This window comes from Pseudomonas sp. F220 (assembly GCF_057813935.1).
The window spans coordinates 267,257-279,260 of record NZ_JBVASJ010000002.1; the positions used below are offsets into that span (position 1 = coordinate 267,257).

The 12,004-nt window shown below is 58.4% G+C and carries 9 protein-coding genes and 1 other RNA gene; 9 read left to right on the forward strand and 1 reads right to left on the reverse strand.

Annotation, left to right across the window (positions count from 1 at the left end; all coding sequences use genetic code 11):
* Positions 1–83: 83 nt before the first annotated feature.
* Positions 84–566, forward strand: a complete 483-nt coding sequence (gene smpB, locus ACZYSM_RS03090) for an SsrA-binding protein SmpB (RefSeq protein ID WP_489068908.1) — start codon at positions 84–86, stop codon at positions 564–566.
* A 155-nt stretch (positions 567–721) separates the two neighbouring features.
* Here the strand turns inward: smpB and ACZYSM_RS03095 are convergent, their stop codons facing one another.
* The gene (locus ACZYSM_RS03095; RefSeq protein WP_489068743.1) at positions 722–1,489 is read right to left on the reverse strand and encodes an FCD domain-containing protein; all 768 of its coding nucleotides are present in this window, start codon (positions 1,487–1,489) and stop codon (positions 722–724) included.
* 261 nt (positions 1,490–1,750) lie between these two features.
* Between ACZYSM_RS03095 and ACZYSM_RS03100 the strand changes: the two genes are divergently transcribed.
* The 8 genes from ACZYSM_RS03100 to ACZYSM_RS03135 all read left to right on the forward strand — a co-directional run bounded on the left by ACZYSM_RS03100 (position 1,751) and on the right by ACZYSM_RS03135 (position 11,973).
* A complete protein-coding gene (locus ACZYSM_RS03100; protein WP_489068745.1) occupies positions 1,751–3,445 on the forward strand; it encodes a lactate permease LctP family transporter in 1,695 nt (564 codons plus the stop codon).
* 149 nt (positions 3,446–3,594) lie between these two features.
* Positions 3,595–4,419 (forward strand): (Fe-S)-binding protein, encoded by an 825-nt coding sequence (locus ACZYSM_RS03105; RefSeq protein ID WP_489068747.1) that lies wholly within the window; start codon positions 3,595–3,597, stop codon positions 4,417–4,419.
* The gene (locus ACZYSM_RS03110) at positions 4,416–5,882 is read left to right on the forward strand and encodes a LutB/LldF family L-lactate oxidation iron-sulfur protein (protein ID WP_489068749.1); all 1,467 of its coding nucleotides are present in this window, start codon (positions 4,416–4,418) and stop codon (positions 5,880–5,882) included. Before ACZYSM_RS03105 ends, ACZYSM_RS03110 begins: the two co-directional genes overlap by 4 nt.
* On the forward strand, positions 5,882–6,553 hold the full coding sequence (locus tag ACZYSM_RS03115; RefSeq protein WP_489068751.1) for a LutC/YkgG family protein: 672 nt from the start codon (positions 5,882–5,884) through the stop codon (positions 6,551–6,553). The genes ACZYSM_RS03110 and ACZYSM_RS03115 overlap by 1 nt, the downstream gene beginning before the upstream one ends.
* On the forward strand, positions 6,550–9,360 hold the full coding sequence (locus ACZYSM_RS03120) for an FAD-binding and (Fe-S)-binding domain-containing protein (protein ID WP_489068753.1): 2,811 nt from the start codon (positions 6,550–6,552) through the stop codon (positions 9,358–9,360). Before ACZYSM_RS03115 ends, ACZYSM_RS03120 begins: the two co-directional genes overlap by 4 nt.
* Before the next feature lie 385 nt (positions 9,361–9,745).
* Positions 9,746–10,021, forward strand: coding sequence for a hypothetical protein (locus ACZYSM_RS03125; protein WP_489068755.1), 276 nt, complete (start codon positions 9,746–9,748; stop codon positions 10,019–10,021).
* 116 nt (positions 10,022–10,137) lie between these two features.
* Positions 10,138–10,529, forward strand: a transfer-messenger RNA (tmRNA) gene (gene ssrA, locus ACZYSM_RS03130).
* Positions 10,530–10,716: 187 nt separating this feature from the next.
* On the forward strand, positions 10,717–11,973 hold the full coding sequence (locus ACZYSM_RS03135) for an integrase domain-containing protein (protein ID WP_489068910.1): 1,257 nt from the start codon (positions 10,717–10,719) through the stop codon (positions 11,971–11,973).
* Positions 11,974–12,004 lie beyond the last annotated feature (31 nt).

The following is a 12,004-nucleotide window of genomic DNA, read 5'->3' on the forward strand; positions in this document are numbered from 1 at the left end:
ATTGTCCGGGATTCACTCAACGTGCTCAAGCACGCAGCTTCACCGTAGCCGACAAGCGTGCAACTCCCTATAATGCCGCCCCTATGGCTAAGCAAAAGAAACACCCAACAGGGACCATCGCGCAAAATAAAAAGGCGCGTCACGATTACTTCATCGAAACCCGTTTCGAGGCTGGTCTGGTCCTGGCCGGCTGGGAAGTAAAGAGTCTGCGTGCAGGCAAGGCACAACTGGTCGACAGTTATGTGCTGCTTAAGGATGGCGAGGCCTGGCTGCTTGGTAGCCATATCTCCCCCCTCACCACCGCCAGTACGCATGTCATCGCCGACCCCACGCGCAGTCGCAAACTGCTGCTCAACCAGCGCGAGCTGGAAAAGCTGTTTGCCGCCGTGCAGCAAAAGGGTTACGCCTGCGTCTGCCTCGCGATTTACTGGAGCAAGCACTTGATCAAGTGCGAGATCGCTCTGGGCAAGGGCAAGAAGGAATACGACAAGCGTCACACCGAGCGCGAACGCGATTCCGATCGTGAATTGCAGCGTGCAGTGCGGAGCAAGGGCAAGGAAGATTAATCTTCCTGCTGCTTGAAACCGCTATCGCGAGCAAGCCCGCTCCCACACGATCTATGGATGCCGACATTTATGTGGCAGACCTAAGACTTGTGGGAGCGGGCTTGCTCGTGAATACAATCGCACAAGCGATAAAGATTTAACTGACTGAACCCAACCTACATCCCCTTGCGTCGCTCCGCCCGAGCCATGCGCTGCACTTCCTGACGCACTTCTTCCAGCACTTCCTGCACATACAGAATGTGTCGGCTGGAGACTTCCCGCGCCTGCTCCGCCCGCCCCTCGATAATCGCCAGGTACAATTCCCGGTGCTGACTGATCAGCATGTCGCGGGTTTCGGTACGCTGCTTGTACATACCGCCGATGTTGGTCACCACGTTACGTTTGAGCAAATCGAACAGGCCGCGAATGGTGTGCAGCAACACCGCATTATGACTGGCCTCGGCAATCGCCAGGTGGAATTTCGCATCAGCCGCGCCCTCTTCCAACCGGCTCACTTCACCAGAGCGCGAATAGCAGTCCTGCAACTCGTCGAACGCCGTGGTCAATCGCTCGCGATCGACTTCGGTCGCCCGTAACGCTGCGTAATAAGCACAAGATGCTTCGAGGGTATGCCGGAATTCCAGCAGGTCGCGTTGCGCTTCAGGGTTGCTTTCCAACAAATGCAGCAGCGGATCGCTGAAGGTCGAACCCAGCGATTCCACCACATAATTGCCGCCGCCCTGACGACTGACCAACAGCCCTTTGGCCGCCAGCTTCTGGATCGCCTCGCGCAATGAAGGACGGGACACACCAAATTGCTCGGCCAGCGCCCGCTCGGCCGGAAGCCGCTCGCCAGACTTCAGCGTGCCCTCGAGGATCATCCCCTCGAACTGCTCGACAATATCGTCAGACAAACGGCGCTGACGAATTTGATCAAACCCCATAACTCATTCTCCACGATCCCGGCGGCTCGCCGGGCTGTCTATTCTGGCCTATTGGCGCCGCGCCAGCACCTACCAGACAGCGTTTGACTGGCCTGATCAGAAGACATTTGTATGGCGCATACGACAAAAGTTTTAGGGCGACAAATTGACACATCGCTCATAAGGCTTTTAACCTAGCCCACAGCGATTGTAAATTGGTATTACCAATTATCCAAGAACGCTGATCAGTGCCTGACCAACAACAATTAGGGGCCACCCCATATGCAAACCTGGCAACAGCTTTATAGCCCGCTCGGCAGTCTCGGCTTGTCCGCCCTCGCGGCAGTCATTCCCATTGTATTTTTCTTCCTGGCCTTGGCCGTGTTCCGCCTCAAAGGACACGTCGCCGGGAGCATTACCCTGGTTCTGGCTATCCTGGTGGCGATCTTTGCCTTCCAAATGCCGGTCGACATGGCGTTCGCAGCGGCCGGCTACGGATTTGCCTACGGACTGTGGCCCATCGCCTGGATCATTGTCGCCGCGGTGTTCCTCTACAAATTGACGGTCAAAAGCGGCCAGTTCGAAGTGATCCGCAGCTCAGTGCTGTCGATTACCGACGACCAACGCCTGCAAGTGCTGCTGATCGGCTTCTGCTTTGGCGCCTTCCTTGAAGGTGCCGCCGGTTTCGGTGCACCGGTCGCCATTACCGCCGCACTGCTGGTAGGCCTGGGCTTCAACCCGCTGTATGCCGCCGGCCTGTGCTTGATCGCCAACACCGCGCCCGTCGCATTCGGCGCACTGGGGATTCCGATCATCGTTGCCGGGCAAGTGACCGGTATCGACGCCTTCAAGATCGGCGCCATGGCCGGTCGCCAACTGCCACTGCTGTCGGTGTTTGTACCGTTCTGGCTGGTGTTCATGATGGACGGCCTGCGCGGCGTCAAGGAAACCTGGCCGGCGGCATTGGTGGCGGGCTTGAGCTTCGCCGTGACCCAGTACTTCACCTCGAACTTCATCGGTCCCGAACTGCCGGACATCACTTCGGCATTGGTCAGCCTGGTCAGCCTGACCTTGTTCCTCAAAGTCTGGCAGCCTAAACGTACTGCAGGAATGCAGATCGCTGGCGCAACCTCGGCGTCAGTGGTCACTTCCAGCGCTGGCGGCTTTGGCCAACCACGGGTTACCAAGGCATCACCTTACAGCCTGCTGGAAATCCTCAAGGCCTGGTCGCCGTTCCTGATCCTCACCGTGCTGGTCACCATCTGGACCCTCAAGCCATTCAAAGCGATGTTCGCCGCCGGCGGTTCGATGTATGCCTGGGTGTTCAACTTTGCGATTCCTCATCTTGATCAGCTGGTGATCAAGACCGCGCCAATCGTCACGGCCCCAACCGCCATTCCGGCCGTGTTCAAACTCGACCCTATTTCGGCGACCGGCACAGCGATTTTCTTCTCCGCGCTGATCTCGATGCTGATACTGAAGATCAATTTCAAAATTGGTCTTACCACTTTGAAAGAGACATTCTACGAGTTGCGCTGGCCGATTCTGTCGATCGGCATGGTGCTGGCTTTTGCCTTCGTCACTAACTATTCAGGCATGTCTTCGACCATGGCCTTGGTACTCGCCGCGACCGGCGCCGCGTTCCCCTTCTTCTCGCCGTTCCTTGGCTGGCTGGGTGTATTCCTGACCGGTTCCGATACCTCGTCCAACGCGCTGTTCAGCTCGCTGCAAGCGACGACCGCGCACCAGATCGGCGTCAGCGACGTCTTGCTGGTCGCGGCGAACACCAGCGGTGGCGTAACCGGCAAGATGATTTCGCCGCAATCGATCGCCGTGGCCTGCGCCGCGACCGGTCTGGTGGGCAAGGAATCCGACCTGTTCCGCTTCACGCTCAAGCACAGCCTATTCTTTGCCACTATCGTCGGTCTGATCACCCTGGCTCAAGCCTACTGGTTCACCGGCATGCTGGTGCACTAAGAGCCACACGCATTACGGTAAAAACCGACGCTGGGCCACCCCCGGCGTCAGCTATTCACAACCCGGTCTGCAAGGCTGCTGAAAGCTTCACACCTTATATTTCAGCGGCTGCATAGACGGATAACCGGGACCACCCGGAGACGCGCCTGATGAGCGAGCTTTTTTACAACGCAGTGCCAAACGCGACCCGCGTCGCACCACCGCTGCCCGAACCGCGCCAATACCCTGGCGAGAAACCGCAAAGGGTTTACCTGTTCGGTACGTGCGTGGTTGACCTGTTCTATCCCGAAGCCGGGATGGACGCGATTCACCTGCTCGAGCGCGAAGGTATTCGTGTCGAGTATCCGCAAGGGCAAAGCTGCTGCGGGCAACCGGCCTACACCTCGGGTTACACAGAACAGGCACGGCAGGTCGCACGCTCGCAATTGGCGCTGTTCGCCGGGGATTATCCAGTGGTGGTGCCTTCGGGTTCCTGCGCAGGAATGTTGCGTGAACACTACGCCGACTTGTTCAAGGACGAGCCGGATACGTTGAAACAGGTTCAGGACTTGGCGGCGCGGACCTACGAGTTAGCCGAGTTCCTGCTGTTCGTCTGCAAGGTGCAGCTCAAGGACAGCGGCCAGCCGGTCAAGGTGGCACTGCACACCTCCTGCTCGGCGCGGCGGGAAATGAACACCCACCTGCATGGGCGTGAATTGTTGTCACAACTGAGCAACGTGGAGCGGGTAGAACACAGCCACGAAAGCGAATGCTGTGGCTTTGGCGGGACTTTCAGCGTCCGAATGCCGGACATCTCCGGCGCGATGGTCGCCGACAAGACCCGTGCATTGAAGGAATCCGGTGCACACCAGGTGCTGAGTGCCGACTGTGGCTGCTTGATGAACATCAATGGCTCGCTGGAAAAACAGCAAGAAGCGTTACGCGGGCAACATCTGGCCAGCTTCCTCTGGCAGCGTACCGGAGGTGCGAGATGAGCACCTCAACGCTGATTCCTGTTCACCAAGTGCCAAAAGCCGTCGAAGAAGATTTTCGCACCCGGGCTCACGAGGCTTTGGCCGACACGCAACTGCGAAACAACTTTCGCAGCGCGATGGATTCACTGATGAGCAAACGTGCGGCGTCGTTCAGCGATGCCCACGAAAGAGAACATTTACGAACGCTCGGCAATGCCGTCCGCGCTCGTGCGTTATCCAAGTTGCCCGACCTGCTCGAGCAACTTGAACAAAACCTGACCCGCAACGGTGTGACAGTGCACTGGGCGGAAACGGTGGACGAGGCCAATGACCTCGTCCTCTCGATCATCCGGGCTCACGAGGCGCGGCAAGTGATCAAGGGCAAATCGATGGTCAGCGAAGAGATGGAGATGAACCATGTCCTCGCGGCTCAAGGCATTGAATGCCTGGAGTCGGACATGGGCGAGTTTATCGTCCAGCTCGACCACGAGAAGCCTTCACACATCATTATGCCGGCAATCCACAAGAATGCCGGTCAGGTCGCGTCCTTGTTCCACGACAAACTTGGCGTGGAATACACCAAGGACGTAGACCAACTCATTCAGATCGGTCGCAAAGTCTTGCGGCAGAAATTCTTCGAAGCGGACATCGGCGTCTCCGGCGTCAACTTCGCCGTGGCCGAAACCGGCACCTTGCTGCTGGTCGAGAACGAAGGCAACGGCCGCATGTCGACCACCGTGCCGCCCGTGCACATCGCCGTCACCGGGATCGAGAAAGTCGTCGAAAACCTGCGCGACGTGGTGCCCCTACTCTCGCTGCTGACTCGTTCTGCCCTCGGTCAGCCGATTACGACCTACGTCAACATGATCTCCGGCCCGCGCAAAGCCCATGAGCTGGACGGTCCGCGAGAAGTGCATTTGGTGCTGTTGGACAACGGTCGCAGTCAGGCCTTTGCCGACAGCGAATTGCGCCAGACCCTGAACTGCATCCGCTGCGGCGCGTGCATGAACCATTGCCCGGTTTATACGCGCATCGGCGGCCATGCCTATGGCGAGGTCTACCCTGGCCCGATCGGCAAAATCATCACCCCGCACATGGTCGGTCTGGCGAAGGTCCCGGATCATCCGAGCGCCTCGTCGTTGTGCGGCGCCTGCGGTGAAGTCTGCCCGGTGAAGATTCCCATCCCGGCGTTGCTGCGCCGCCTGCGCGAAGAAAACGTCAAAGCTCCGGATAGCCCCAACCCAGTGATGCGCGGCCAAGGCAGCAAGTACTCGCGCAAAGAACGCTTCATCTGGAACGCCTGGGCCCGGCTTAACAGCTCGCCGACCTTGTATCGGCTGTTCGTTTTCTTCGCTACCCGCTTGCGCGCCCTTACGCCAAGCAACATCGGCCCGTGGACGCAAAATCACAGCGCACCGAAACCTGCCGCCCGTTCACTGCACGACATGGCCCGCGAACACCTGGCCAAACAGGGAGATCGTTGATGAGCGCCAAGCAGAACATCCTCAACAAACTGCGCAAAAGCCTGACCGGCACCACACCGGTGGCCGACAACTTCGACGAAGCGCTGGTGACCGAGCCGTGGACTTATCCACCGGAACAGCGCATCGCCCAACTGCGCAAACAGATGGAAGCGGTCCACACCGAAATCCACCTGACATCCGAACAGGCCTGGCCCGAACTGCTCGCGCAACTGCTGCGCGACCGCCAACTGCCGAGCCTGTTGATCGCGCCAACAACGCCACACGGCCAGCGCGTGACCGAGCACTGGGAACACAATCCGACGCTGCCAACACTCAAGGCTTACGATCGCCCCGTGGAAGAATGGAAAGCCGAGTTGTTCAACGACACCCCGGCCAGCCTCACCACCACCCTCGGTGCCATCGCCGCCACCGGGAGCCTGATCATCTGGCCGACCCGCGAAGAACCGCGCTTGATGAGCCTGGTGCCACCCGTGCATTTCGCCCTGCTCAAGGCCAGTGAAATCCATGACAACTTCTATCAGGTGCAGCAGCAATTCGAATGGGCCCAAGGCATGCCAACCAATGCCTTGTTGGTGTCCGGCCCGTCGAAAACCGCCGACATCGAACAAGTCCTGGCTTACGGCGCCCACGGTCCGAAAGACCTGGTGGTGCTGATCCTGGAGGACCAATGAGTCTACCGGCCGCTTTTCTGCGTGATGCACAGCAACTGATTCCTCAGGATCGACGCTTCGACGACCCGCTCTCGACGTTGGCGTTCGGCACCGATGCCAGTTTCTATCGATTGATTCCCAAACTGGTGATTCGCGTCGAGTCCGAAGACGAAGTGGTCGCGCTGCTCAAACTGGCGCAAAGAGATCAGGTCCCGGTGACCTTCCGCGCAGCAGGTACCAGCCTCTCCGGTCAGGCCATCAGCGACTCGGTGCTGATCGTCCTTGGCGATAACTGGAACAGTCGCGAAATTCGCGGCCAGGGTACGCAGATCCGTCTGCAACCGGGCGTCATCGGCGCTCAGGCGAATGCCTGGCTGGCACCCTTCGGGCGCAAGATCGGCCCGGACCCGGCCTCGATCAATGCCTGCAAAATCGGCGGCATCGTCGCCAACAATGCCAGCGGTATGTGCTGCGGTACCGCGCAAAACACCTATCACACCCTGGCCGGCATTCGCCTGGTATTGGCCGATGGCAGCTGTCTCGATACCGAAGACGCAAACAGCGTTGCGGCCTTCCGTGACAGTCACGCCGACCTGCTGGAAAGACTTGCAACACTCAGCCGTGAGACCCGCGCCAACACCGAACTGGCTGCGAAAATCCGCCACAAATATCGTCTGAAAAACACCACCGGCCTGTCGCTCAATGCCCTGGTGGATTTCGACGAGCCACTGGATATTCTCAGCCACTTGCTGGTGGGTTCCGAAGGCACGCTCGGCTTCATCAGCGCAGTGACTTACGACACCGTCATCGACCATCCGAACAAAGCCTCGGCGCTGATCGTGTTCCCCGATGTCGAGACCTGCTGCAACGCCGTCACCGTACTGAAAAGCCAGCCAGTCTCGGCGGTTGAGCTGCTCGACCGCCGCAGCATGCGCTCGGTGCAGAACAAACCGGGGATGCCGGCGTTCGTTCAGCAATTGTCCGCCAACGCGTGCGCCTTGCTCATCGAGTCTCGCGCCGCCACATCAAAGCTGCTGCAGGAGCAACTGGTGCAGATCATGGCTTCGCTGGTCTCGTTCCCAGTGGAAAAGCAGGTCGACTTCACCGAAGACCCTGTAGAAAACGCCAAGCTCTGGGCGATCCGCAAAGACACCTTCCCCGCCGTCGGCGCGGTGCGCAAAACCGGCACCACGGTGATCATCGAAGACGTGACCTTCCCGGTAGAACAACTGGCCATCGGCGTGAACCGTTTGATCGAGCTGTTCGACAAGCATCACTACGACGAAGCGATCCTGTTCGGCCATGCGCTGGAAGGCAATCTGCACTTTGTCTTCACCCAAGGCTTCAACAGCGCTGAAGAAGTCGCGCGCTACCAGGCCTTCATGGACGATGTCGCGCACCTGGTGGCGGTGGAGTTCGGCGGCTCGCTCAAAGCCGAACACGGCACCGGGCGCAACATGGCGCCTTTCGTTGAGCTGGAATGGGGCCGCGACGCTTACCAACTGATGTGGCAGCTCAAGCGCTTGCTCGATCCGAACGGCATTCTCAACCCGGACGTGGTCCTCAGCGAAGATCCGCAAATCCATCTCAAGCACCTGAAGCCACTGCCCGCCGCCGACGAGATTGTGGATAAGTGCATCGAGTGCGGTTTCTGTGAACCGGTCTGCCCGTCAAAAGGCCTGACCCTGAGCCCGCGCCAGCGCATCGTGATCTGGCGCGATATCCAGGCGAAAAAACGCGCCGGCATCGATACCTCGGAACTGGAAGAGGCCTACCAATATCAAGGTATCGACACCTGTGCCGCCACCGGTCTGTGCGCGCAACGCTGCCCGGTGGGAATCAACACCGGCGAGCTGGTGAAAAAACTGCGCAGCCGCAGCGCTAACCACACCAAAACCGCCGAATGGCTGGCGACGAACTTCAAGACTGTGCTGCAAGGCGCGCGCTTCACACTGCATGCCGCCAACGGTGCGCGCATGTTGCTGGGCGCACCGCGATTGGCGAAGATTTCTGCTGCGGTGACCAGGCTGTCCAAAGGCAAAGTCCCGCAATGGACCAACGCCATGCCGCAACCGGAGCGGGCTATTCGCTTCAGTCCGACGGTGACTGATCAACGTCCTCGGGTGGTCTATCTGGCGGCCTGTGTGTCACGAGTCATGGGGCCCGCTGCGGGCGACAAAGAGCAGATGTCGCTTTACGACAAGACCCGCAGTCTGCTGGAGAAGGCCGGTTACCAAGTGGTGTTCCCGGACAATCAGGACAGCCTGTGCTGCGGTCAGCCGTTCGCCTCTAAAGGCTACGCAGAACAGGCCGAACACAAGCGTCAGGAACTGATCGGAGCTCTGCTGCACGCCAGCCGTGGCGGCCTCGATCCGATCTACTGCGACACCAGCCCCTGCACCTTGCGCCTGGTGCAAGACCTCGGTGATGTGCGGCTTGACCTGTACGACCCGGTGCGCTTTATCCGCACGCACTTGATGGACCGGCTAGACTTTACCCCTCAGGAAGAACCGATCGCGGTGCATGTCACCTGCAGTACTCAGCATCTTGGGGAAAGCCAGGCGCTGATCGATCTGGCCCGCCGTTGCAGCAACAACGTGGTCATTCCCGAAGGCATACACTGCTGTGGTTTTGCCGGCGACAAGGGCTTCACCACGCCCGAACTGAATGCTCATTCGCTACGCACACTCAAGGATGCGGTACAGCACTGCAGCGAAGGTATCTCCACCAGTCGCACCTGTGAAATTGGTCTGACTCAGCACGGCGGGATCGATTATCACGGGCTGGTCTACCTCGTGGACCGGGTCACTCAGGCCAGAGCGGTCTGAAACCGGCGCACGGGAAAAGGGGCGTTTTAGCCCGATACCGGTAAGTTAAGCCGCCACGCGATCCGTAGCAGCTGCCGCCAGGCTGCGTTCGGCTGCGAAGCGGTCGTAAATCCTGCTTCCACGGTTAACCTGAAAGACCGCGGTGTCTGATTTTACGACTGCTGCGCAGCCGAACGCAGGCTTCGCCAGCTGCTACAGGGAGTGTGCCGAGCCTGAAACTCTTTAGCTGACTGGCATTAGCGTTTGGGCCTCTTTTTAGTACCCAGACCCCGGAAAATTCTTTCACTTCATCGCAAGCAAAAACAGAACCCTTACGCGCCGCCACAGTCCATTTGTTAAGCCCCAACAAGCGTGGCCCAAAGCCAATCTGTTCAAGGAGATACCCATGAAGCGTTCTGCCCTGGCTGGACTGCTCATCATCACAACAATGCTGGCCTCCCCCGCGTTTGCTTCAAGCGACAGTGATCAATGCGTGATGAACCTTCAAGCAGTCAATAACAAGCTGGCCAGCGCTGCCACGTTGGACGCCGCCACCAAAGGTGGTGCAATAACCAAAACCGAACAAGCCAAGGCCGCCCACGCCGCAAACAATGACAAAGAGTGTGTTTCCCTGACACAGCAGGCGCTCCAGGACATTCAAAGCCACATGAATAGCCAATAGGGCCGGGCCAGAGCCAATCCAGCGTTGCCCCTGACGCGCAAGCACGGACAGATGGTCGACTCGCAGCGCGCATTGGCGTACACTGTGACTACCTGCTGGTTATACACAGCAGGTTCGGGGCCGTTTAGGATTCGACGCCGGTTGCGAAACTTTAGGTGCATGCCGAGTTGGTAACAGAACTCGTAAATCCACTGTTGCAACTACTTATAGTTGCCAATGACGAAAACTACGAGGGGCAAGCTCTCGCAGCGTAAGCTGCCTTAGCCCCCCTCCTGGTCGCTTCGGCGCCAGCAATCACTAGGGGATGTCTGTAAACCCGAAGTGATTGTCATATAGAACAGAATCGCCGTGCAGTACGTTGTGGACGAAGCGGCTAAAACTTACACAACTCGCCCAAAGCACCCTGCCCGTCGGGTCGCTGAGGGTTAACTTAATAGACACGGCTACGCATGTAGTACCGACAGCGGAGTACTGGCGGACGGGGGTTCAAATCCCCCCGGCTCCACCACTTCATCATCTAAAGACGTCCACGGACGTCTTTTTTTGTGCCTGAAATTCAGCAAAATCAAGGGTTTAAGCGCCACTGGGCGCTGGAGAGGTTTTTTGAGTTCCAGCCGTTTGGGTATTCCAAATGGTATTCCAAGCCATCCGGTGCTATTTTTTGGAATACCAAAACGGTGTCAGAGGTAGCTCTCATGCCTGCTCCAGCCCTTCGCCTTTCCGACCGCCAGCTCAAGGCAGTCAAGGCAAAAGACAAGGATTACGTCCTCAGCGATGGTGACGGCCTTCAGCTCCGAGTCAGGAGCAATGGCTCGATGCTGTGGAACTTCAACTACCGCGAGCCGGTAACCAAAAATCGTATCAATATGGGGCTGGGCACATACCCAGAGCTCTCGCTAGCGAACGCCAGGAAGAAAGTGGTGGAAGCACGCGAGCTGCTTGCACAAGGCATTGATCCCAAGGTGCAACGCAATGCACAGGACGAAGCCAAACGAGCGGAGACGGAACATACGTTCGAGAACGTGGCCACCGCCTGGTTCGAGCTGAAGAAGGACTCCGTCACGCCGGCGTACGCCGAAGACATTTGGCGATCGCTCACGCTGCATGTATTTCCAGACCTGAAAACAACGCCGCTCTCGAAAATTACCGCACCGATTGTCATCGAACTGCTTCGACCGATTGAGGCCAAAGGCAGTCTCGAGACAGTGAAGCGATTGAGCCAACGGCTCAACGAGATCATGACCTACGGGGTCAATTCAGGACTGATCTTTGCGAACCCCCTCAGTGGCATTCGCGCAGTGTTCAAGAAACCCAAGAAACAGAACATGGCCGCGCTACGACCCGATGAGCTTTCCGAGCTCATGATCGAAATCGCGAACGCCAGCATCAAGCGGATCACCCGCTGCCTGATCGAATGGCAACTGCACACTATGACCCGTCCTGCCGAAGCGGCTACCGCCCGATGGGTAGACATCGACTTTGACAAACGCATCTGGACCATCCCGCCGGAGCGCATGAAAAAACGTCGTGCACACACCATCCCGCTGAGTAGCCAGGCACTCGCAATACTGGAGACGCTCAAATCTCACAGCGGCCACAGGGAATACGTGTTTCCGGCAGACAGAAATCCACGTACCCACGCCAACAGCCAGACCGCCAACATGGCGTTAAAACGCATGGGCTTCCAGGACCGCTTGGTCAGCCACGGCATGCGCTCCATGGCTAGCACCATCCTGAATGAGCATGGCTGGGATCCCGAGCTGATCGAAGTTGCCCTGGCACATGTCGATAAGGACGAAGTTCGAAGTGCCTACAACCGTGCGAACTACATCGAACGCCGTCGGCCGATGATGGCGTGGTGGAGTGAGCATATTCAGAAGGCGGCAACTGGCAGCCTGTCGGCCTCTGCGATCAATCAAATCAGGGACAGCAACGTCGTGCCGATACGCTGAGGGCCCAAAGATTGAAAACGGGAGCCACAGT

What these genes read in the sequence shown, in the direction of transcription:
- ACZYSM_RS03110 (WP_489068749.1), top strand. Translation starts at nt 4,416, where the DNA reads ATGAGCACCTCAACGCTGATTCCTGTTCACCAAGTGCCAAAAGCCGTC.
- ACZYSM_RS03115 (WP_489068751.1), top strand. Translation starts at nt 5,882, where the DNA reads ATGAGCGCCAAGCAGAACATCCTCAACAAACTGCGCAAAAGCCTGACC.
- ACZYSM_RS03095 (WP_489068743.1), bottom strand. Translation starts at nt 1,489, where the DNA reads ATGGGGTTTGATCAAATTCGTCAGCGCCGTTTGTCTGACGATATTGTC.
- ACZYSM_RS03125 (WP_489068755.1), top strand. Translation starts at nt 9,746, where the DNA reads ATGAAGCGTTCTGCCCTGGCTGGACTGCTCATCATCACAACAATGCTG.
- smpB (WP_489068908.1), top strand. Translation starts at nt 84, where the DNA reads ATGGCTAAGCAAAAGAAACACCCAACAGGGACCATCGCGCAAAATAAA.
- ACZYSM_RS03105 (WP_489068747.1), top strand. Translation starts at nt 3,595, where the DNA reads ATGAGCGAGCTTTTTTACAACGCAGTGCCAAACGCGACCCGCGTCGCA.
- ACZYSM_RS03135 (WP_489068910.1), top strand. Translation starts at nt 10,717, where the DNA reads ATGCCTGCTCCAGCCCTTCGCCTTTCCGACCGCCAGCTCAAGGCAGTC.
- ACZYSM_RS03100 (WP_489068745.1), top strand. Translation starts at nt 1,751, where the DNA reads ATGCAAACCTGGCAACAGCTTTATAGCCCGCTCGGCAGTCTCGGCTTG.
- ACZYSM_RS03120 (WP_489068753.1), top strand. Translation starts at nt 6,550, where the DNA reads ATGAGTCTACCGGCCGCTTTTCTGCGTGATGCACAGCAACTGATTCCT.